Source organism: Paraburkholderia sp. GAS448, assembly GCF_050435685.1.
GTDB lineage: Bacteria > Pseudomonadota > Gammaproteobacteria > Burkholderiales > Burkholderiaceae > Paraburkholderia.
The window spans coordinates 1-21575 of sequence record NZ_JBNDKT010000038.1 but is presented as its reverse complement, the minus strand read 5'-3'; the positions used below and the strand labels follow the sequence as shown (position 1 = coordinate 21575).

The window sequence follows — 21575 nt, the reverse complement described above, 5'->3', positions numbered from 1 at the left end:
AACCGGGTAATGAACAACGACGGCGTTATCTCGCGATAACGCCGTCGTGCGTATTCCTCTGGAAGTCCCCGGAGGTCCTGCGGACATCTTCCGGGGAGGTCACGCTCAAAGCCTCAGATACCCGCCTTTGTCGTCACCGGCACCCACACGCCGTTTTTGACCTCATACAGCGTCGAGGTCGGGTTCTTCAGGTCGCCATCCTTGTTAAAGGCAATCTGTCCGGTAATGCCGCTCGACTCGGTCGCCTTCAGCGCCGCGTTGAAATCCGCCGGCTTCACCGAGTTCGCCGTCCGCATCGCCTTGATTGCAACCCACGCCGCGTCGTACGCAAACGGCGAGTAAGCCAGCATGTCCGTGCCGTACTTTGCCTTGAACTTCGTCTCGAACGTCTTGCCCTGCGGCAGCGTGCTCAACGGCTGGCCGTATTCCCAGACCATCGCGCCTTCGGCAGCATCCCCAGCGAGCTTGATGAAGTTCGCATCCATGACGCCGCCGCCAGCCAGAAACTGCGCCTTCATGCCGAGCTGGCGCATACGCTTCACCAACATCGCGCCCTGCGCATCGAGTCCACCGAAGAACACCAGGTCCGCATTCATGCCCTTGATCTTCGTGAGCTGCGCGCTGAAATCGACGGCCTTGTCGTTCGTGTACTCACGCCCGACGATGTTGCCATTGCTCGCCTTCACTGCCTTCTCGAATTCATCGGCTTCGCCCTGCCCGAATGCCGTGCGGTCGTCGATGATGGCGATACGCTTCGCCCTGGCGATCTGCGCTGCGTAGACCCCTGCGTTGCCGGCGTTCTGGGCATCCGTGGCGATCACGCGGTAGACGGTCGGCAAACCGTTGCGCGTGATCTGCGGATTGGTGGCGGAAGGCGTGATCATCGGAATGCCGGCCTTCGCGTAGATCTGCGACGCCGGCAGCGTCGTGCCCGAGTTGAAGTGGCCGACCACCACCGACACGCCGCCGTCCACGAGGTTTTGGGCAGCCTGAACGCCGATGCGCGGGTCGGCCTGATCGTCCTGCGACACCACCACGAACTTCACCGGCTTGCCGCCGATGGTCATCTGCTGGGCATTCGCTTCGTCGACGGCAAGGCGCACGCCGTTGTCGATGTCCTTGCCGTAGGCGGCGTTGCCGCCCGTCATCGGCGCGGCGACGCCCACCTTGACGACCTGCTGCGCCTGCACCGCGGCGCCAGAGAGCAACATGACGCCAACGAAAGCAGCGCGGAAAAGAGTGCCAGGACGTGCAACCATGTCAGATTCCCCAGATAAACAAACGTGAAACGAATTGATTTCGGTTGGATCATTCGAGGCGCACGGCGACTGCAGGCCTGAACCTCGGAGTACGCGAGCTACGGGTTCCGACTTCAGGCAAGTTTCATTGACGCGCCAAAAGTTTCTTATCGGAACCAAAAGCGAGTATAGCGACACGAATTGCGGAAAAAAACCATTTAGCGGCGACGCGGCGTAGGGACTTACCCGAGCACCGGGCCGATTGTGTGGAAGGTAGGAAGAATATGGGTTGCAGCCAGATAGAGACGGCTGCTGCGAGGCAGCGCGAAAAGCGCAAGGGCAGGAAAATCCTGCGTCAACCGGCTTGCGGAAGACTCGGGAAAGTCGCACGAAAGCCTTGACCAGCAAGGCGCGCTGGCTGATCGACGGAATTCTTCGCCAACTTGAGCGTGGAACCCCGTCTTGTTTCCTATACGAGATGAAAGTTCGTTCAGAAACCCGATCCGACCCGCACAGGGTCGACTTCGAACGCCTCACCGGTCGCGAAGAACGTCCCGCCCGCGACGTAATGGCAGGTGCGTACATCGGGGTCGTCGCCGAAATGCCAGCGGTTGTTCGAGTAGACGCGACTATCCGCATAGGCGGCGACCACTTCGCCGATGATCAGGTCGTGCCGCTGGCTGTCGTCGGGGATCACCTTGCACTCCATCCACGCGACACAGCCTTCCAGCATCGGCACGTCGATCTGCTGCCCCTGAAACGTCTCCAGACGGAATGCGCTGAACTTGTCCAGTTCCATGCCCGGTTTGGTGCCAACCGCCAGCGTCTGTCGCGCCAATGCGCGGCTCGGCAGTTGCAGACCGAACACACCGCTCGCTTCGACCAGTTCGCGCGTCAGCGTCCGGCTGTCGATCACCACGACGACCTTGGGCGGGCTGAAATCCAGCGGCATCGCCCAGGACGCCGCCATGATGTTCGATCGTTCGCCGTGCGCGCTCGTGATGATCGTCACCGGACCGTGATTCATCAGTTGCGTTGCGCGTGACAGTTCTACTGCTTGCCGGATGCCTTTCATAAATGGTCGTGTCGTCGGAATCGGGGTTGACGGTCGGGTGCGGGATTCGATCATGCCTGTACCGCTGGCCGTCGTAATCATGGCAGATGATGCCGGGTCGTGCTTTCTCCTGCGCGAGGCGTTCCGGTGTGCCGCGTCGCATGAGGTCCGACGTGAAGTCAGTGAGCCGCGCCCAGTTCCTCGTCCGCGACAGCCAGGCGCGAAGCCATCACCTTCACGACGAAGCGGTGAAACTGCTGCGCAGTGACGGGATCTTCCTGTTCGAGCGCACCCAACGCGGCGAGCGACAGCCGCCGAACCCGCGCGATGCCGTCGGCGCGCACATCCGCGCCACGTGGCCTCTGCGTGTAGACCGCCATCTCGCCGACGATCGTCCCTGCTCCATACGAACGCAGCCGCACCGACCGACCGCCTGCGAGCGGCAGCGAAACCGTGACGCGGCCGCGCTCGACCAGGTACATCGCGTCACCCGGCTCGCCATGAAGAAAGAGCGCCTCGCCGGCAGCGAGATCGCGCACCTCCATGCAGGCCGCAAGTCTGTCGAGCGCGTGGGCGGTGAAGTGCGGCATGAGCGAGGTATAGAAGTCCGCTTCGTTGCGCGACAGCCCGTGCGAATCCTCAGTCAGCAACCGGTCCTCGACCCATTCGAGTCCGGCATCCAGCGTCGCGAACTCGTGAATCCGCAGGTTGAGCGTGCCGGTCTTGACCAGCAGATCGCGCGAGCGTGCCGGCAGCGCGGTGAGCACCAGGTCCGCATCGACGGCCGCGCACATCTGCCTGAGCTTCACGAAGCTGATCGATACTGACGCATCCATGCCGTTCGTCGCGGCGAAATCGAGCATGACAAAGCGAACCGGAAGCGTGCCGCGAGCGGCCAGCCGCTCGCGTATGCGCTGCAGGATCGAGTTCGCCGTGCCGAAGAAGAGAAACCCCTGCAGGCAGGCACCGCATACCTGCGTGCCGAGTTCGCGCAGACGTTGCGTGTCTTCGATGCTGCGTTCGACATTCGAGGTACGGGTGCCCACATCGAACTCCATGCGCACACAACTGACGCGGCCATAGAGCAGCGCGAACATCACGCATGCGGCAATCACACCCGCCACCACACCGGCGACGACACCGTAAAAAGCAACGACGCCGAGAATCGCGGGCACGAGCAGATACTCATGCAAGCCGAGCCTGACATAGGCGCCTACCAGCCAGTGCAGCAACAGACGCAGCCCCATGAAAAGCTGCAGTCCGACGAGCACCGGCACAGGAAACAGCGCCACGAGATCAGGCGATGCGGCGAGCACGAAGAGACACACAAGCGATGCGAACACGCCCGCAAGGCGGCTTGTCGCGCCCACGCTGACATTGAGCATCGAGCGGTTGAACGACTGATAGCCGACCATGCCCCCAAGCATCCCGCTCGCGATATTCGCAAGGCCGGCGGACCGCATCTCGCGGTTCAGATCGACGTCTTCGCCGGTGGCCGCGCCGATCGCACTCGAGTTCATCAGGATCGTGATCGCCGACACCGATGTGACCACCAGCGTCTCCGGCAGATGGGCACCAATCGCCGACCAGTCGACATCCCGGTGCGCAAGCGACGTGGGTAGATGCAGCGCCGGAATCTGCACCCCACGCAGCGGCACATGCGGGAGCAACAGTCCCATATGACGCGCCTCTTCCGTCGACAGGCCAGCAGCATAAAGCAGCACATAAAAGAGCGCCACGCCGAAGCCGAGCGTCAACGGCAGCACCGCGGCATGATTCCACACACGCGATAGAAGCGTGAGCAGGCCGCCCACGATTACGGCGGGCAGCCATGCGAGCCAGTGCAGGCGCGCGAGCACCGCGATCAGGGTATTCCAGTGCGGCGCCTCGCCGGTCAGCACACGGAACGCGCCCGCCAGCAGCAGATAACCGGTGCCCGCCAGAAAACCGCCCAAAACCGGATACGGCAGGAACTGCAACGAGCGGCTACGCTTTGACGAACCGATTGCGAACAGGATGACGCCCGTCACGATCGAGCACAACGCAATGGCGATCAACACCGTGAGCAGGATGGTGCGGGGAGACCCGCCATCGGCGCGCACGCTGCTCGCGACGCCCGCAGCCACACCGACAAGGAACGCCGTGGCGTTGCTGTCGGGGCCGCCGATGTTCACCCGCATCGAACTCGTCAGCGCGATCACCAGTGCGGTGACGACGCAGCTGACCAGCGCCGTCGGCACGCCCAGTTCGGCGTAGCGCGCCAGATCGGCGCTGAAGATCATGGTGCCGAGGCTCATTGCGTAGCAGAGCATGACGATCGTCGAGACGGCACCGGCCGCGAGATCGCCGACCAGGCCACCGGCGCGCGAACCCGAGCTGACGGCGGTAGCGGGACCGGTTGTGCCTGGCTTCACGGCGCTCTCCCGATGAATGCGGCTCGACTCCTGGCTCATCGAGTATCCGCCGCTGCATCGCAGCGTGTCAATTTCCCGGCGCCACGATGAATGCCGCGCTTCAGCCTTCACGTGCCCGCTTAAATCGACGCGACGTACACTGTGTTGTGAGCGCGCGAGGCAGCGCACCTGTTCTTCAGATGAACCGCTTTGGGCAACGGCGATGACTATCGATCAGTGGCTTGATGCATTGGAGCTTGGCCAATACACAAGCGCGTTCGCGCAGAACGACATCGATCTCACGGTGCTGCCGCAACTCACCGACGCCGATCTGAAGGAACTCGGCGTGGTCTCGCTGGGCCACCGCAAGCGTCTACTCACGGCGATTGCCGCGCTCAACACCACCGCGCCGGCGACGCCCGCCACGTCATCGCCCGCCACGTCAGCGACACATGCCACGCATGCCACCCATGCACCGGCCGGCGACCGCCGCCAGGTGACCATCCTCTTCGCCGATCTGTGCGGCTTTACCGCGCTGTCGCAAACGCTCGATCCTGAAGAGTTGCGCGAGCTGACCGGGCGCTATACGGCGCTCGTCGATGGCATCGTGCTCGGCTACGGCGGCACCATCGACAAGCACATCGGCGACGCCGTCATGGCGATCTTCGGCGCGCCGCGCGCGCACGACACCGATCCCCTGCGCGCGGCGCGTGCGGCGCTGGACATCCATGACGCGCTCACCGGGCTCAGCATGTCCGCGTCGCGCCGGTTGCAGGCGCATGTCGGCATCGCCAGCGGCGAGGTGGTCGCGGGCCCGCTCGAACGCGCCGACGTTCAGGACTACACGGTGCTCGGCGATTCCGTGAATCTCGCCGCGCGGCTCGTCGCTGCCGCCGGTCCAGGCGAAACCCTGCTCTCCGACAGCGTGCATCGCGTGCTCGACGGCAGCGTGTTGAGCGACGCCATGGGCGAAATGCACTTCAAGGGCATCGACCTTCCTGTACACGTCTGGCGCCTGCGCGGCATGGCCTCCGAAGCGTTGACAACGGCCCGCAGTCTTTTCGTTGGACGAAAGGCGGAGCTGGAACAGTTCAAGGGTATCGCCCGCGCCTGTCGCGACGAGCACGCCGGACAGATCGTCTATGTGCGCGGCGAGGCGGGAATCGGCAAGACACGCCTCGTCGACGAGATGCGCCGCTTCGGCGATGCGCAAGGGTTTGCGGTTCATCGCGGCCTCGTGCTCGACTTCGGCATGGGCCGGGGCCAGGATCCGGTGCGCGCGATCGTCGGCAGCCTGCTTGGGCTACGGCCAGCTGCTTCGCCCGAAGAGCGGCGCGCCGCTGCGGCCGCTGTCGCCGGGGCGGGTGTGATCGGCACTGACCAGCTCGTGTTTCTCCATGACATGCTCGATCTGCCGCAGACCGGCGAATGGCGCACGCTCTACGACGCCATGGACAACGCCGCGCGCAACCGCGGCAAGCGCGCGGTCGCCGCGAGGCTCGCCGAAGACGCCTGCCGGCGCGGACCCACGATGATCGTCGTGGAAGACGTGCATTGGGCCGATCCACAGGTAACGGCCTATTTGTCCGCCTTCGGCGCGGCTATCGCGAATGGTCCCGGTTTGCTCGTGATGACCTCGCGTATCGAAGGCGACCCGCTCGACGCGGCCTGGCGCGCAAGCTGTCGCGGTACCCCCTTCGCCACCATCGACCTTGGTCCGCTGCGAAGTGACGAGGCGCTCAGCCTCGCTGGCAGTTTCATCGATGCGACGCAGCGGGTCGCGCTTGCCTGTATCGAACGCGCGGGCGGCAATCCGCTGTTTCTGGAGCAGCTTCTGCGCAATGCCGAAGAAGGCACCGACGAGGCCGTTCCCGCAACCATTCAGAGCCTGGTTCTTGCGCGCATGGACCGGCTGGAACCGCTCGACCGCCAGGCGTTTCAGGCCGCGGCCGTAATCGGTCAGCGCTTCGATCTCCACCTGCTGCGCCGGCTGATCGACGTGCCCGACTATGTGTGCGACAGACTCGTCGCCAATGCGCTCGTGCTTCCCGAAGGCGAAGATTTTCTCTTTGCGCATGCGCTGATCCAGGAAAGCGCCTACTCGACGTCGCTGCGGGCGCGCCGGCGCGAGCTGCATCTGCTGGCTGCGGATTGGTTTGCATCGAACGATCCGGTGCTCCGCGCACAGCATCTCGATCGCGCCGAAGACGAACGCGCGCCGCGCGCCTACCTGGATGCGGCGATCGCGCAGCGGGCCACGTACCTTACCGATGCAGCGCTGCGGCTCGTCGAGCGCGGACTGGAAATCGCCCGCAAGGACGCCGATCGCCATGCGCTCACGTGTCTGAAGGGAGAATTGCAGCGGGACCTGGGCGACATCGCGGGGTCGATCGTCACCTATCGCGCGGCGGTCGCTGGCGCCCCGGATGAAGTCAGCCTGTGCCAGTCCCGGCTCGGGCTCGCTGAAGGGCTGCGGGTCAGCGAAGGGCTGACCGAAGCGCTGGCGCTGCTGGATACGGCCCAACAGGCGGCGGAGCGCCTCGACATGGTGCCGGAACTCGCGCGCCTGCATCATCTGCGCGGCAACATCCTGTTTCCGCTCGGCAGAATCGAGGAGTGCCGTGCCGGACATGAACAGGGGCTGGCGTATGCGCGTCGCTCCGGCCTGCCGGAAGCGGAGGCGCGCGCGCTCGGCGGTCTCGGCGATGCCGCCTACGCGCAGGGGCGGATGCGAACCGCGTTCGAGCATTTCAGCCGTTGCGTCGCGTTGAGCCGCGAACACGGCTTCGGCCGGATCGAGGTCGCCAATCGCCCGATGATGGGATTTAGCCGCGTCTACCTCAATGAGCTGCGCGAGGCGCGCGAAGACGGCATCGCCGCGGCGCGTGCGGCTGCGCTCGTGGGGCAGCCGCGTGCCGAGATGCTTGGCGAAACCATGGGTATTTTCGCCTCTTACGAACTCGGCGATGCGAAGGCGATGGAGCACCATCTCGACCACGCCATGCGGCTTGCACGCCAGCTCGGCGCGCGCCGTTTCGAGGCGCAGAACATGGAGATGCGGGCACGTGCATTGATCAGGAGCGGGCATCGCAAGGAAGCCGCCGAGCTGTTACGCGAAGCGCTCGCGATCTGCCGTGACGTGGGCATGCAGTTCATCGCGCCGAAAGCCCTGAGCGCGCTGAGCCTTGTCGTCGATGACAAAGTCGAACGCACGCAAATCCTTGCCGAGGGTGTTGAACTGCTGCGTCGAGGCGCGGTCAGCCACAGTCATCTGTGGTTCTACCGCGACGCCATTGAAGCGATGTTGCGTGCGGGCGATGCGGCGGGCGCGCTTCACTATGCGGCGGCGCTCGAAGACTTCACTTACGCCGAGCCACTGCCCTGGGCCGAACTGTTCACAGCACGCGGCCGCGCCCTTGCCGCCGCATTGCCGGGTCATCCCGACGAAGCGTTACGACGCGAACTCGAACGCGTGCGGACCGCGCTTGCGACTGCCGGGTTCAACGGTCACCTGTCCGCCGTCGATGCGGCGCTTGCCGGATAAGCGCGCCGCCCGGCCTTCAGCAATATCGGCGACCTTCGACGGATCACGCGCCGTCACCACGGCTCGCCAGCCGCGTTCCAGCACGAGATTCGCCAGTTCACGGCCAAAGCCGGTCGAACAGCCCGTGATCAACCATACGGGATTGTGTCGATTCATCATTTGAGAACTCCTGTGCGTGTTTCAGGGACAAACAAGGTAGACGTGCGAGGCAAAGGTCACAGCGGCCTGCGAAAACCAATGTGCGCCGCGAAAAGCATGCCCGGGCTCCGACGCCGCAGAAGACGCCACGTATTACACGAACCGGACACGAAGATCACACCCTGTACGGCAGCAAAAGCCGCCGGTTGAAGCCGGGTCCGCAACCTGGGAGGAACGATGCGAAAACAGTTCATGAGCGGCATCTGCGCGGGTCTCGCCGCTCTGTCGATGTTGTCGGGCGCTGCGTCCGCGCAGGAAGTCGAGGCGTACACGAACAGTCCTGTCTATCTTTATGCCGGGCCAGGGGAAGACTATCCCGTGGTGGCCCAGTTGCCGGGGAGCCTGCCGCTCACGGTGATGGGTTGCATCAGCGATTACACATGGTGCGACGTCGCCGGGTCCGACATACGGGGATGGGTTTACGCGGCCTATCTCAGCTACCCCTATCAGGGAAGCGAGGTCCCGATCATGAGTTACGGGACGGTGATCGGGCTGCCCATCGTCACGTTTGCGATCGGGCCTTATTGGGACCACTATTACCGCAACCGCCCGTGGTATCACGATCGGGATCGCTGGGCGCATCGGCCGCCACAGCCGCCGGGGCAGCCGCGCAGCGAAGGACATCCGCCGGTGGCTTATCCGTGGCATGGAGGGGGCGGCGGCCGCCCGTCCGATTACGGTCATGGTGAGGGTCGTCCGGGCGGGCCGCCTCCCGGTCAAGGCGGCGGGGATGGTCGTCCACCTGCGCCGCCGCAAGGCCAGGGCCGCGGCGCTCAGATGGGCGGTCAGCCCCCAGGTCAAAGCGGCTGGGAGAGCCGACCGCACGGGCCGCCGCAAGGTCAGGGTGGTGAGGGCGCTCATCCGCCCGGGCCGTCGCAGGGCCATGGCGGTGGCGGTCAGATGGGCGGTCCGCCTCCAGGTCAAGGTCAGGCCGGCGGTGGTCATCCCGGAGGGTCGCCGCAAGTGCATGAAGGTGGCGGAGGCAACAGCCGCGAACAGGGAGACCACGGTGGCCCGCCGCTACACAACTAGGTACGGAATGGCGCGGAACGATTTCGCACCGACCTGCACCTGAAGAAATGCAGGGCCGACCCAGTCAATCGAAGGGGCTTTTGACGGTGCCCGAGGTGTCTGCCGAATCTTCCGACAGGTTGTATTCGGCGCGTACCGCCTTGAGCACCCCATCGATATCCCGCTCGTAACCGATCGCGTTGCCGAAGTGCTTCATCTCCCAGTTGCAACCCGACGGGTCGGGCTCCGTCTTCTGCGGACGAGGTACGCGGATCTTCACGCCGTCTTCGACGATTTCATGAATGCGATGAATGCGACGGCTAACCTCGTCCTGCAGCCGCGACGCATTGAGCGTCTTACGTATCATGTCAGCTTCCTTCGTGACGTTTGAAGGCAGTTCCGGGCTGGCGCGTCAACGCATCAGCCGACGAACCCCTGGAGTCGAGCCTGCATCGAAGCCATCGTTTCCGCGCGTCATGTTCCTTCCCGCGATTCTGGATCAAACTCTGGACGCTCGCACGCCGCCGGCACGCGCGCCTTCCTTCGGCCCAGCAGCGGACCGATCAGCGATACGCTGGCGCCGACTACCCCCATGCCGAGAGAAAGGATCACGATGAGCGCCCCCGTCTGCCCGCGGCCCGCGAACAGACCGACGAGCAAACCCGCGAGAGGCTGTGTCATGTTGTTGAGCAGGATGATGACGCCTGTGGTCTTACCGTAATCCTTTGCCGGAATGATTTTCTGCCGGGCGCTCCGGATATAGACGCTGAACATCTTGTCGAATCCGGTGATCAGCACAAAGCCGGCTGCATACCCCCAATGGCCCGGACTCGCACCCGCGATCACGCCACCCAGACAGATGGCAAGAAAGGACAGGAGACCCAGCGTTCTGCCGGAAAACGACGTGCGTGCGATGGTCAAAAGAACGAGGACAGTAGCAACCGCTCCCACCGTTTGAACGGCCGCGTAATATCGTCCCGATTGATGGTGTATCCCCGTCACCATCGCTGCGGAAGTCGCAAGCGTCACGCCGATGACGAGATTCTCGGCAGCGGCCAGTGCGACGATTTTCTCTAAGCCCGGCAGGTGCGCGACGTGATGCAACGCGGTTCGTACAGGAAGCAGCCAGTGGCCTCGTGCGCCTTGCGGCCCGCTGAACTCGAAGCGGCTGCCACGCTGCCAGAGAACCATTGCCGCATCGGCCAGCAGGAACAGCAGCCCGGTGGCCACGACGACACCTTCCCAGCGCCACCAGCCGAGCAACACAGCGGCAAGCATGGGTCCGAGCACGAACCCCAGTTGGTCGGCGAGCTGCGAGTAGGCCAGCACGCTCTGGAACGCGTGGCTTTTGAGGATTTGCGGGAGCATCACCTCGCGCGCCACGAAGCCCTGGCTGGTGAGCACGCCGCAAAATACCGAAAGCGCGATCAGCCAGCCGATGCCGCCAAACACCGCGTAGCCGGCCACACCCGCAATGCAGACCAGCGCCCGATATAGCTGGCTGATGCGCATCAGCTTGAGCGGCGAGATCCTGTCGCACAACGCGCCAAACATCGGAAAGAACAGATAGCGCGGAAGCGTCTCGAGGAAAAACGCGATGCCTGACCAGGACACCTTATGCGTGGTTTGAAACACCACCAGCGGGACAAGAAACAGCAGGATCTGGTCGGCAAGACGAGCGAAGAAAAGAGAACCCAAAAATGCCTGATGGTTGACGCGCACCGTGAATCACCTTTTCTTCGTCCGTGTCCGGCTGGACGGTCTTGCTTCGGTTGTCGATCTTCGCGTGGTGTTCAGTCGGTGCGTTCCCAGGCCGCCCTCAGATGTCCCCGGCAGTCAACACGACAGCTCCCGTTTCAAGCAGGGACTTGAGGTTAGAGAGAATACACGGCCAGCCGCCGGACACGGCGTCGATAAATTTCGCGTTGTCCCGTTCCATCGAGTGAGTGATAGTCAGCCTGACTGCATCGCCGACAGGCTCTATTTCAAACACACACCGCGAGTAACCCTCCGCTTTCAGTTCCGGCTTGAACTCGTTGCGCCATTGAAGAACCAGCCGTTTTGGCGAATCGATCTCAACCACCTCTTCGGTGTCGGCGATGCGGCCGTCCGGAAACTTGAGCTTCCACTGTGAGCCCACTTTCCAGTCGGTCTCGGCGTACACGCCGAACCAGTATTTCCTCATGAACTCCGGGTTGGTCAACGCAGACCAAAGGTCCTCCGGCGAGGTGCGGATGAAAGTGACGTAAACGAAGGTACTGCCAGCCATGATTTCCACTCCATTCTGGTTCGTGGTTCGAATCGTCGAGGGACGGATGGGCATCGGCCCATCCGTCACGCGTTGCCGACAAGGCCTGTTTGCCTCTCCTCAGCAGACGCCCACCACAGGCGCTATGCTAGTGGCTTTATCCAACGAGGGACCGTCACATGAAACAGACACCTGGAACCATGGTTACCTTTCGCCGCCCTGACGGCCAGGACGTACAGGGCTATCTCGCCAAACCTCAAAAGCTCGAGGGCGCGCCCGCCATCGTCGTGATTCAGGAGTGGTGGGGGCTGAACGACCAGATTCGCGGCGTGGCAGACCGGCTCGCCCAGTCCGGCTATCTGGCGCTGGTGCCCGACCTCTATCGCGGAAAGGCGACGGCAGAAGAGGAAGAAGCGCACCATCTGATGACGAGCCTCGACTTCGGCGACGCCACCGCTCAGGATATTCGCGGCGCGGTACAGTACCTGAAGCAGAAATCACAACGTGTCGGCGTGACCGGCTACTGCATGGGCGGCGCGCTCACACTGCTGGCGCTCAGTCAGATCCCCGAGATTTCGGCCGGCGTGGTGTGGTATGGCTTCCCTCCGCTGGACTACATCGATGCCAGCAAGATCAAGGTCCCGGTGCTCGGTCACTGGGCCGCGCAGGATGCCTTCTTCGCGGCAGAGACAGTCAATGCGCTAGAGACCAAATTGCGCGAAGCCAATGTTGACTTCGAGTTCCACCGCTACCTCGCGCATCACGCGTTCGCCAACGAGACCGCTGTCGGACCTGGCCGTATCGCCGGAACCCAGTTCGATCCGGTGTGGTCGCAACTGGCCTGGGACCGGACGCTGACTTTTTGGGGCCGCACGATGTGGCCCGCAACCGGCACGCGCTGACCGGAATCGTCGCCGATACGTCAGCGACCGCGGTGCCGCTGACCGGCGGAAGCTCCCGCGCCCATGGCCGCCCGGCGGCGACCTTCCGCAATCCACGCAGTTCGACACCGTTCCGGGAAAGCAGCCTTCAGTAATACGGATAGGGTGCGTACATCACGGGAGGCGGCGCGACATATCTCGGCGGCGGAGCAACATACACCGGCTGCGGTGCATAGACGGGCATCTGCGGTTGCGCGATCGTATCGCCCTTTGAAGTCATGCACTGCGCGTAGGCGGCGTCGTATTGCGCCTGAAGGCTCGCCGCTGAATACTGCGCGCCGTTTGCGCCGGCGGCGCCGCCCAGCAGCAGTCCGCTGCCCGCGCCGATCGCCGCGCCCGCGCCTGCGTTACCGCCCGCTGCCCCGAGCAGTGCACCGACCGCGGCACCCCCGAGGGTGCCGATCGCTGCGCTGTTAACGCCGTTCGCGGTTGCGCTTTGCGAGGCCCGGGCGGCGTCGCTGGAGTGGAATGCGTAGTCGCGGCAGGCATAGTCGTCCTGCTGGAACTGGTTGAGCGGCTCGCCGCTGCGCGGCAGCGCCACGACGCTGGGGCCGCTCGGCGGCACGACCGCACAACCGCCGAGCGCAAGCGCGAGAATGCCGGCGGGTATCGCGACGCGTATCGGTGTGATGCTGGAGATCATGTTGGTACGGGCTGAGTAACGTTGGAACAGAAACGTTAGGCCAACCCGCACGATCTTGGGTTACCAAATCGTTACCGAAAGTTTTTCGCTTACATTTGCGCGCCGTAGTAGTCACAGATACCTCGTCGCGCGGCCAGCGAATGCGACATGACGGAGCCTGGTAGCCGCCATGTTTTGCCTCGCTCCAGGAAGAAATTCAATGGTTTCACCTCCCCCGACACAATCAGTACCGCCTTCGCAGCGTTTCGCAATACCGCGCAAACATTCGTGTTTCCGATGGGAAAACAACCTGCCCTTTCACAAGTCGCGGTCTTTGTTGGCCAGACGCCACACTTGTCACCACAGAAGGGAGTTCGCATAGGCGCTCGTAAAACTCGAATCGACCGCAACCAGCAGACCCGATGGCGCCTCGTGGGCCAATAGCGGTCAGAAGCGGGAATCCAGGTCGGACAGGAATCCCGGCTCAAAACGGGACGCTCCCCGCCCATCGGGGCCACCCGGCCGCTCAAATGTTATGATCGGAAACACCTTGCGCCCGGAGCGCGCTTTCGATCGATCACCCATGGATACCCACACCATCAAACCGGCAGAATCGTCCACCTCGGATCTGGGCCGGCGCGTGCGTGCTGCACGGCTTGCGCACGATCTGACGCTGGAAACCGCGAGCCGCCTGTGCGGCGTATCGCGCTCGACGATGTCCAAAGTGGAAAACGGGCTGATGTCGCCGACATTCGACGTGCTGCAGAAGATCGTCCACGGCCTGAAGATCGATCTCGGCGAACTGTTCGGTTCGACTCCGAAAGTCAGCGCCGGCGGCCGCCGCGCGCTAACCCGCAAGGATGCCGGCCAGCGCCACGCGTACCGCGGCTACCAGATGGAACTGCTCGCCACCGACCTTGCACACAAGGCGATGTTGCCGTTCCGGATCCGCATTTCCGCCCACACGCTCGATGCCTTCGACGACTGGGGCCGCCACGAAGGCGAGGAATTCCTGTACGTCATCAGCGGCAGCGTGTGTCTCTACTCCGAACTGTACGCACCGACGCATCTGAACGCCGGCGACAGCATCTACTTCGACAGCCGCACCGGTCATGCGGCCGTCTCCACCAGCGAAGAAGACGCCGAAGTGCTATGGATGGCCACGAGCGCCGACATCCCGCAGCCCCCGGTGGACACAACGCCGAAGAAGTAGCAGGCGCAGCGGTTTCACCCATCGGCGCTAGCGTCCCGCTGCTGCGTGTTCGGTTCTGATTTGCGCTTCGACAGTCGCGCCGCCAGGATGCCCACCGACGTGTTGGGACAATGACCGCTTTGCCAGTTGCGCGATATGCAGGGCATGACGGCCCGTACCCTGTTCGATCTGTTCGCGGCAGCTAAAGCCGTTGGTCAGCACGATCGTTTCGCGCGCGGCGCTGCGAATCGCCGGATAAAGCGAGTCTTCGCCGATTTTCTCCGACAGCGCATGATGTTCCGCGTTAAAGCCGAATGACCCGGCCATCCCGCAGCACCCCGTATCCAGCAACTTCCATTTCACGCCGAGCTTCGCGAGCAGCGACGTATCGCCCTGCATGCCAAACAGCGCCTTCTGATGGCAATGGCCGTGGACTATCACATCGGCATCGAGCGTCGGCCAGTCAAACGGCTGACGCGCAACGAAATCGGAGAACAGAAACGTTTGCGCCGATAGCTGCTTCGCGAGCGCGTGGCCGGGCAGCTGCCTCAGCAACTCATCCTTGAATACCGACAGGCACCCCGGTTCGAGACCGACGAGCGGCACACCCGCGGCGATATCGTCAGCGAGGTCATTCAGCACGTTCACCAGCAGTTCGCGCGCCCGCTTCAGCAAGCCGAAATCATAGAGCGGCCGGCCGCAGCACAGACGCCGCTTCGGCAGCACGACCTGCCAGCCGAGCGCGGTGAGCACATCGGCGGCGTCCTGCGCGATCTCCGGCGAGAAGTGATCGTTGAACGTGTCGACCCACAGAATCACTTTTTTCGCCGACGCAGCCGGCCGCACCGCGTTCGCGCTCACACTCGCATGCGCACGTCGCGCGATCTGCCGGTACGTCTGCCTCGCGAACTTCGGCAAGGTGCGCTCCTGGGCCACACCTGCCACCCACTTGCCCACCGCTGCAAGTCCGGGGGCTGACGTCATGAAATTCGTCAAACGCGGAAAACGCGCCGCGAGCGGCGCCCATTCGCCGATACGTCCCATGAACATTGCCTGTCGCGGCCGGCGATGTGTCTCGTAGAAATGCGAGAGGAACTCGGCCTTGTACGAAGCCATATCGGTATGCGTCGGGCAATCCGACTTGCAGCCCTTGCAGGCGAGACACGTGTCGAGCGCGTCCTTCACCTCGCGGCTTTCCCAGCCGCTATCGATCACCTCGCCCTGGAGCATTTCCCAGAACAGGTGGGCGCGGCCGCGCGTCGAATACTTTTCTTCGCGCGTCGCGCGATAGCTGGGGCACATCGTGCCGCCCTCGAGCGAGCGGCATTTACCCATGCCGATGCAACGCTCGACCGCCCGCTGAAAGCCATCACCTTCCGGGCTCACGAAAGTCAGGTTCGTCTGCAACGTCACGGGCTTGTAGGCTGGCCCCATGCGCAGGTTTTCGTCGGCGCGGTAGGCATGAACGACCTTGCCGGGATTCAGGCGGTTCGCCGGATCCCAGATCGCCTTGAACTGCTCCATCGCCTGCATCAACTCGGGGCCGTACATGATCGGCAGAAACTCAGCCTTCGCCTGGCCGTCGCCATGTTCGCCCGATAGCGAACCGCCGAATTCGACCACCAGTTGCGCCGCTTCGCGCAGAAAACTGCGCCATGTCGCAACGCCTTCGGCCGTACGAAGATCGAACGTGATGCGCGCATGCACGCAGCCATCGCCGAAGTGCCCATAAAGACAGGTCTCGTAGCCGTAACGATCGACCAGCGCCTGAAAGGAGCGAAGATAATCGCCCAGACGCAACGGATCGACCGCGGCATCTTCCCAGCCGACGAGCGGATCGGGCTTCGCCGGATCGACCGACAATGCCACCGCCGACGCCCCTGTCTCGCGAATCGACCACACCTTCGCCTGCAACGCGCGCGCTTCGACGAGCATCGTCGAAACGCCTTCGCCCGCGTGACCCGCCGCGAAATACCTGGCCGCCGACTGCGCCTGTTGCAGCGCGTCCTCGTGCGTGTCGGCGCCGAATTCGAGCACGACCCACGCGTCGCCTTCCGGCAGCAACGCGATTTCATCCTGCTTCAGCCCGCGCGCCTGCAAGCCGCGGATGATCGCGCGATCGAGCCCCTCAATGGCGATCGGGCCGCAACGCATGAAGTGCGGCACCGCATCGGCGGCCGTGAAAATATCGGCGAAACCGACGACCAGCAGGACGCGTTGCGCAGGGCTATGCACGAGCCGGACCTTCGCCTGCAACGTGACCGCGCAGGTGCCCTCCGTGCCGACCAGCGCACGCGCGACGTTAAAGCCGTTTTCCGGCAACAGTTGATCGAGATTGAAACCGGAGACGCGCCGCCTGATCTGCGGGAATTTTGCCCGTATCAGCCCGGCGTATCGATCGCGCAAGGCTTTCAGCGCCGCATAGATCTCGCCTTGCCGGCCACCCGCCGCGATGATGCGCGCGAGTTCGTCATCCGTAGTCGGCCCGACCCAGAAGCGTGCCCCGTCGTACGTGACGATCTCGAGCGCTTCGATGTTTTCGACAGTCTTGCCCGCCATCACCGAATGCGCGCCGCACGAGTTGTTCGCGATCATGCCGCCGAGCGTGCAGCGGCTGTGCGTCGCGGGATCGGGCGCAAACGTGAGCCCGTGCTGCTCGGCGGCATCGCGCAGCGTATCGCAGACGACACCCGGCTCGACAATCGCGGTATGCGCCTTGGCGTCGACAGAAACCACGCGGTTCACATACTTGCTGGCATCGGCGACCACCGCGACGTTCACGCACTGGCCGTTCTGCGACGTGCCACCGCCGCGCGGCAGAAACGGCACGTCGTTGCGCCGGCAGGTGGCGACGGTCGCGACGAGATCGTCGACGTCGGCGGGTACCACCACCGCAATTGGCACCTGTCGATAGTTCGAGGCATCCGACGCGTACAGCGCCTTCGACGCCTGATCGAAACGCACTTCCCCGCGCACGTGCGCGCGCAAATCCGCCTCGAGCGAGCGCAACACGGTGGCATCCGCCCGGAACGGCGTGGCGGCACGAATGGACGTTGCCTGATCCGTGTTGTCTGCCTGCCGTTCCATGGTCTCCCTCCTCACGCCGCCTGGCTCGCGGTCATCTTGAAGATGCCCTGTGCGTTGCCGGCGTCAAAGCGAAGATCGGTTTCCCAACGGCGCGAGTCCTGATCGAACGTGCGCTTGCGGGTAATGAATTCATAGAACGAGCCCGGCACCTCGCGCGTCACGATGCTGCCGTCCGCCTTGCGGAACTCGCGCCTGACGATATCCGCACGATACGCCGTCTGGAACACGCGGCCCGAGCGCGAACGCTCGACTTCCGGTTTCATCGGTCGGCCCTTCGCTTTCTCAGCGTCAGAAAGCTGGAACACGTCGGCGACGCGGTCCGTCGCGTGATTGAAGGCGTTGCCTTCGGTCGCGATCCACGCCATTTCCGCCGATTCCTTCAACAACACTTCATAGTCGGCTTCGTTCGGCATGTCGTGTTGACGCGCGAATGCCCCGACGATCGCCGGCAACAGTTCGTGCGCCGCCTCGATCGGCAGCACGCCTTCGCGTTCCAGTTCCCACAGTCGCGCCACGGCGACGGGCGTCAACGGATCGCGCGACGCGCCGATCACATTCGTCACGGTCTGCTGGAATTCCGGCGAAAAGCGCTCCGGATGCAGTTCGCTGACGAAGAACTGCGCGATCTCGTCGGGTGCGTCTTCGTGCGCCCAGGCGCGGCCGGTCATGCCGAGCCGGTCGAGTGGATAACGGCCCTTGATGCGAAAACCCAGCGGACGCAGGATGCGCGCAAATGCTGCCTCGCCTGGCGGGAGCGCGCCGCTTTGGCTCCAGCGCACGGTGCGCAGCGCGCCGTGATCGAAGTACACACTGCCGCCTGCGGCGATCGCCTCCTGCGTATAGGCGCGGCCGTTTGCCGATCGTGCGAGCAGGTCTTCGAACAACGCCATGTTCATCGCCTGCGCCAGCTCGGCGCGCGTCACGACGCCGCTTTCCCACTCGGTCAGCACGGCAGGATGGTTCAGGGTCGCAAACAGCGCCTCGGTCCTTTCCGGACCGGCCAGTTTCAGCAGCAACCGCTCAACATTCGCATTTCTCATCGTCGACATGATCATTGGGTGGATGGCGCGGCGCACAAACGCCTGCGCGGAACAATCGGGCCACCAAAGCGCGTGCAGCAGGTAAAAGGCAGCGAAGCACACGTCCGGCATCGTATGACTGCGATTATTCAAACGCGCGCACCTGCCGTAAAGCGAGATAAAATCCAGACTTGATGCGTTTTAGGAATCAACATGCGCAAATACCGAATTCCCAGCATGGGCGCGCTGCTCGCCTTCGAGGCTGCCGCACGGCACGAAAGCTTTACCCATGCGGCGCGGGAACTGTTCCTCACTGAAAGCGCAATCTCCCGCCAGATCAATACGCTCGAGAGCAATCTCGGCGTGCGGCTGTTCGTACGCGTGAAGCAGCGCGTCGTGCTGACGCGGGCCGGCAAGGTGTACGGCGCGCAGGTGCGCCGCGCGCTCGAAAGCCTCGACCGCGACACCCTGTCGATCATCGCGCACGGCAGCGGCGGCGGCTACCTCGAACTGGCCGTGCTGCCCACGTTCGCATCGCAATGGCTGATTCCGCGCCTGGGCGACTTCAACGCACGCTATCCCGACGTGCGCGTCAACATGGGCGTACGCACCGACACCTTTCCATTCGCCGACACTCACTTCGAGGCCGCGATCCATTACGGCAAGCCGACATGGCCTGGAACGTCGGCCGATTTTCTGTTTCGGGAGGAAGTGATTCCGGTCTGCGCGGCGAGCCTCTTGACGCAGCCAGTGAAATCGCCCGCCGATCTGCTGGACTACCCGCTGCTGCACTCGACGACGCGTCCCGACGGATGGGCGACGTGGTTCGCGAATCTCGGTGTCGACGACAACCGGACGATGCACGGTGTGCGCTACGAGTTGCACACGATGCTGCTGAGCGCCGCCGCAGCGGGCCTGGGGATTGCGCTGGTGCCGCGTTTTTTTGTCGATACGCAGCCGGAACCGTCGGGGCTGATCGTGCCGTTCGAGGCGCCTGTCGTGGCCGAATCGGCGTACTACCTCGTCTATCCGACCGAGCTGAGCCACGGCAAGCCACTCACGACTTTTCGCGAGTGGCTGTTACACGAAGCGGTCGCCTGGCGAACGGCGCATCCGGTTCTTGATGCCGATGCGGATGTGCGATCGTGCCCTCGGTAACACCATGTTTCATCAGCCCGATGCGAAAATTTCCGGCGGCCAGCCTGTAATCATCGAGAGTCTGGGCACGATGCGCGGCGCGCCAACCTGTAACGACGTAACATCGCGCAACACAACTGTAGTCTGACTGTTGGGCAAGGCACTTAGCATGTCGGGATTGCCTGTGAATCAACCGACGGAGGTGCCCGATGCTGAGCCATCACGAACTCTCGACACTTCTGCGGCTCAGGGACACCGAGCCGCGCCTCGATGAACTCGACCCGGAAGTGCTCGCCCTGAGCCGCTACGAGCTGGTGGAAATCGGCCGGCACAACGATGTGCGGACGCTCAAGCTCACCCGACGCGGCCGCGAACTCGTGCGCCGTCTGCGGATGGATGCGAGTGACGCCAATCAATAACCTCTCGCCGTCGTGCTTTTCCAGGGTTGCCACCCGCCACCCTATCGGCGAGCCTTTGCCAGCGCTCCGAGATTGCCTTCGCCGAAACCATGATGCCCGCGCCGCTGCACGATCTCGAAGAAAATCTCGCCGGCGCCGGGCTTGATGAACGTCTGGAAAAACAGCAGCGGCACGCCATCGGCGCCGATTTCGCCGTCCACCAGAATCCGGTCGCGGCGCAGCCGCTCGACGTCGAGGCCGTGGCCCGGCAGGCGCGCTTCGATCTGCTCGTAGTAGCGCGGCGGCGGCTCGACAAACTCGATGCCGTTCGCCATGATGGCTTCGACGCACGCGAAGATATCGCCCGTGGCAAGCGCGATGTGCTGCACGCCTTCGCCCGGATGATCGGGCAGATATTCATGCATCAGGTTCGTGCGTGGCGTGCCTTCCTCATACAGCGGAATACGGATCGCGCCGCACGGCGACACCATCACGCGCGATTCCGCCGAAACGTGCCAGTTCGCGTGCAACTCGTGGATCTCGCGGAAGTTGAGCAGATCGCGGTAAAAATCGAGCCATTCCTGCATCCGGCCCGCACCGACGGTCTGCGTCAAATGGTCGACCGCCACGAGCCCCGTGCCGACGTGACTTAGATCGGCGTGGGCCGTGTCGATCTCGATCGGCCGGAAATCGATGTCGAAGATCGAGATGTCGCCGAGACCGCCGCGCTGGCCGCCGCGTCCGCGCCAGCGGTCGATGAAGTAGATATGCGAATCGCCAATGCCCTGGATCGCCGGAATCAGCAGTTCGTTCTTGCCGACCCTCTCGCCTTCGAATTCCCACGCGCCGAGTTCGATCGCCCGATCGAACGCGCGCTGCGCGTCAGCCACGCGAATGCCGATGGCGCAGACGCCTGTGCCGTACTCCTCGGCGTAGCGCGCAGCGAACGAATCCGGCTCGGCGTTGATCAGAAAATTCATCTCGCCCTGCCGGTACAGCGTGACGTCCTTGCTGACGTGCCGGGCGATCGCCTTGAAGCCGAGTTGCGTCAACGTCTGCCCGAGCGACCTGGGATCGCGCGCTGCAAACTCCACGAATTCGATTCCGGCCGTGCCGAGCGGATTGTGCTCCGGGTCGGCAATGGCGGTGAGGGCAGCGGTCGGATCAGGCAGATCGCTGGGCATGGCATTCTCCTTTATGGCTGCAGGTGTTGCTGGTCACGCTTGACGGGTCATGGAGGCAACGGGTAACGCCCGCTGACCGCAGATTTCGACGGCATTCGAACCGTGTTTGTACACCGTGTGCGTGACCTCCCGCAACCTGCATTGTGTACTGAACGGTTCATGCGGCGCTCACGAATCCACGGTGACCATGATGATCTGACATTCCTTATATGAAAGCGCTGTCCACCGGCAAATGAGCCTGGACAGCATATTGGGGGATTTTCGGGATACGTTTCCACCGGCGAATGAGCCTGAGGCAAATCGGGAGCC

At 63.6% G+C, this 21575-nt stretch carries 16 protein-coding genes and 1 pseudogene; 6 read left to right on the top strand and 11 right to left on the bottom strand.

Going from position 1 to position 21575, the window contains the following annotated elements:
• Nucleotides 1–113 precede the first annotated feature (113 nt).
• The 3 genes from P3T23_RS38925 to P3T23_RS38915 form a co-directional block, all read right to left on the bottom strand.
• Nucleotides 114–1211: a branched-chain amino acid ABC transporter substrate-binding protein gene (locus P3T23_RS38925; RefSeq protein ID WP_429321401.1), complete on the bottom strand. Its 1098-nt coding sequence runs from the start codon at nt 1209–1211 to the stop codon at nt 114–116.
• A 517-nt stretch (nt 1212–1728) separates the two neighbouring features.
• Entirely contained in the window at nt 1729–2313 is a 585-nt protein-coding gene (locus P3T23_RS38920) for a flavin reductase family protein (protein WP_429321367.1), read from the bottom strand.
• Between the two features lie 158 nt (nt 2314–2471).
• Nucleotides 2472–4706 (bottom strand): SulP family inorganic anion transporter, encoded by a 2235-nt coding sequence (locus P3T23_RS38915; protein WP_429321400.1) that lies wholly within the window; start codon nt 4704–4706, stop codon nt 2472–2474.
• 202 nt (nt 4707–4908) lie between these two features.
• Between P3T23_RS38915 and P3T23_RS38910 the strand changes: the two genes are divergently transcribed.
• Complete coding sequence (locus P3T23_RS38910; RefSeq protein WP_429321366.1) at nt 4909–8229, top strand: adenylate/guanylate cyclase domain-containing protein; 3321 nt, start codon at nt 4909–4911, stop codon at nt 8227–8229.
• On the opposite strand, the pseudogene P3T23_RS38905 reads toward P3T23_RS38910, so the two are convergent.
• Nucleotides 8230–8388 (bottom strand): annotated as a pseudogene (locus P3T23_RS38905) (SDR family NAD(P)-dependent oxidoreductase); the annotation flags it as partial.
• Between the two features lie 216 nt (nt 8389–8604).
• Here P3T23_RS38905 and P3T23_RS38900 point away from each other — a divergent pair.
• On the top strand, nt 8605–9459 hold the full coding sequence (locus tag P3T23_RS38900) for an SH3 domain-containing protein (RefSeq protein WP_429321365.1): 855 nt from the start codon (nt 8605–8607) through the stop codon (nt 9457–9459).
• A 64-nt stretch (nt 9460–9523) separates the two neighbouring features.
• Here the strand turns inward: P3T23_RS38900 and P3T23_RS38895 are convergent, their stop codons facing one another.
• The 3 genes from P3T23_RS38895 to P3T23_RS38885 all read right to left on the bottom strand — a co-directional run bounded on the left by P3T23_RS38895 (nt 9524) and on the right by P3T23_RS38885 (nt 11707).
• Nucleotides 9524–9805 (bottom strand): hypothetical protein, encoded by a 282-nt coding sequence (locus P3T23_RS38895; RefSeq protein ID WP_429321364.1) that lies wholly within the window; start codon nt 9803–9805, stop codon nt 9524–9526.
• Between the two features lie 107 nt (nt 9806–9912).
• Complete coding sequence (locus tag P3T23_RS38890; protein WP_429321363.1) at nt 9913–11160, bottom strand: MFS transporter; 1248 nt, start codon at nt 11158–11160, stop codon at nt 9913–9915.
• A 97-nt stretch (nt 11161–11257) separates the two neighbouring features.
• A complete protein-coding gene (locus P3T23_RS38885) occupies nt 11258–11707 on the bottom strand; it encodes an SRPBCC family protein (RefSeq protein WP_429321362.1) in 450 nt (149 codons plus the stop codon).
• A 158-nt stretch (nt 11708–11865) separates the two neighbouring features.
• Between P3T23_RS38885 and P3T23_RS38880 the strand changes: the two genes are divergently transcribed.
• Nucleotides 11866–12588, top strand: a complete 723-nt coding sequence (locus tag P3T23_RS38880) for a dienelactone hydrolase family protein (protein WP_429321361.1) — start codon at nt 11866–11868, stop codon at nt 12586–12588.
• 127 nt (nt 12589–12715) lie between these two features.
• On the opposite strand, the gene P3T23_RS38875 is transcribed toward P3T23_RS38880, so the two are convergent.
• Nucleotides 12716–13270 carry a glycine zipper family protein gene (locus P3T23_RS38875; protein WP_429321360.1) on the bottom strand — a complete coding sequence of 185 codons (555 nt, stop codon included), beginning with the start codon at nt 13268–13270 and terminating at the stop codon, nt 12716–12718.
• 562 nt (nt 13271–13832) lie between these two features.
• Here P3T23_RS38875 and P3T23_RS38870 point away from each other — a divergent pair.
• Nucleotides 13833–14462: a helix-turn-helix domain-containing protein gene (locus tag P3T23_RS38870; RefSeq protein WP_429321359.1), complete on the top strand. Its 630-nt coding sequence runs from the start codon at nt 13833–13835 to the stop codon at nt 14460–14462.
• 27 nt (nt 14463–14489) lie between these two features.
• Here the strand turns inward: P3T23_RS38870 and P3T23_RS38865 are convergent, their stop codons facing one another.
• Together P3T23_RS38865 and P3T23_RS38860 are read right to left on the bottom strand one after the other, a co-directional pair.
• Entirely contained in the window at nt 14490–17528 is a 3039-nt protein-coding gene (locus P3T23_RS38865; RefSeq protein ID WP_429321358.1) for an FAD-binding and (Fe-S)-binding domain-containing protein, read from the bottom strand.
• A gap of 11 nt (nt 17529–17539) precedes the next feature.
• The gene (locus P3T23_RS38860; RefSeq protein ID WP_429321357.1) at nt 17540–18568 is read right to left on the bottom strand and encodes a DUF1338 domain-containing protein; all 1029 of its coding nucleotides are present in this window, start codon (nt 18566–18568) and stop codon (nt 17540–17542) included.
• Between the two features lie 192 nt (nt 18569–18760).
• Here P3T23_RS38860 and P3T23_RS38855 point away from each other — a divergent pair, with 192 nt between their 5' ends.
• Nucleotides 18761–19705 (top strand): LysR substrate-binding domain-containing protein, encoded by a 945-nt coding sequence (locus P3T23_RS38855; RefSeq protein ID WP_429321356.1) that lies wholly within the window; start codon nt 18761–18763, stop codon nt 19703–19705.
• Between the two features lie 188 nt (nt 19706–19893).
• Nucleotides 19894–20103, top strand: coding sequence for a hypothetical protein (locus P3T23_RS38850; RefSeq protein ID WP_429321355.1), 210 nt, complete (start codon nt 19894–19896; stop codon nt 20101–20103).
• Nucleotides 20104–20144: 41 nt separating this feature from the next.
• On the opposite strand, the gene P3T23_RS38845 is transcribed toward P3T23_RS38850, so the two are convergent.
• Nucleotides 20145–21266 carry a 4-hydroxyphenylpyruvate dioxygenase family protein gene (locus P3T23_RS38845; protein ID WP_429321354.1) on the bottom strand — a complete coding sequence of 374 codons (1122 nt, stop codon included), beginning with the start codon at nt 21264–21266 and terminating at the stop codon, nt 20145–20147.
• Between the last annotated feature and the right edge of the window lie 309 nt (nt 21267–21575).

Coding starts and splice junctions, on each gene's coding strand:
- P3T23_RS38865 (WP_429321358.1), bottom strand. CDS start 17,528: ATGGAACGGCAGGCAGACAACACGGATCAGGCAACGTCCATTCGTGCC.
- P3T23_RS38855 (WP_429321356.1), top strand. CDS start 18,761: ATGCGCAAATACCGAATTCCCAGCATGGGCGCGCTGCTCGCCTTCGAG.
- P3T23_RS38845 (WP_429321354.1), bottom strand. CDS start 21,266: ATGCCCAGCGATCTGCCTGATCCGACCGCTGCCCTCACCGCCATTGCC.
- P3T23_RS38920 (WP_429321367.1), bottom strand. CDS start 2,313: ATGAAAGGCATCCGGCAAGCAGTAGAACTGTCACGCGCAACGCAACTG.
- P3T23_RS38860 (WP_429321357.1), bottom strand. CDS start 18,568: ATGAGAAATGCGAATGTTGAGCGGTTGCTGCTGAAACTGGCCGGTCCG.
- P3T23_RS38850 (WP_429321355.1), top strand. CDS start 19,894: ATGCTGAGCCATCACGAACTCTCGACACTTCTGCGGCTCAGGGACACC.
- P3T23_RS38870 (WP_429321359.1), top strand. CDS start 13,833: ATGGATACCCACACCATCAAACCGGCAGAATCGTCCACCTCGGATCTG.
- P3T23_RS38910 (WP_429321366.1), top strand. CDS start 4,909: ATGACTATCGATCAGTGGCTTGATGCATTGGAGCTTGGCCAATACACA.
- P3T23_RS38875 (WP_429321360.1), bottom strand. CDS start 13,270: ATGATCTCCAGCATCACACCGATACGCGTCGCGATACCCGCCGGCATT.
- P3T23_RS38880 (WP_429321361.1), top strand. CDS start 11,866: ATGAAACAGACACCTGGAACCATGGTTACCTTTCGCCGCCCTGACGGC.
- P3T23_RS38895 (WP_429321364.1), bottom strand. CDS start 9,805: ATGATACGTAAGACGCTCAATGCGTCGCGGCTGCAGGACGAGGTTAGC.
- P3T23_RS38885 (WP_429321362.1), bottom strand. CDS start 11,707: ATGGCTGGCAGTACCTTCGTTTACGTCACTTTCATCCGCACCTCGCCG.
- P3T23_RS38900 (WP_429321365.1), top strand. CDS start 8,605: ATGCGAAAACAGTTCATGAGCGGCATCTGCGCGGGTCTCGCCGCTCTG.
- P3T23_RS38925 (WP_429321401.1), bottom strand. CDS start 1,211: ATGTTGCTCTCTGGCGCCGCGGTGCAGGCGCAGCAGGTCGTCAAGGTG.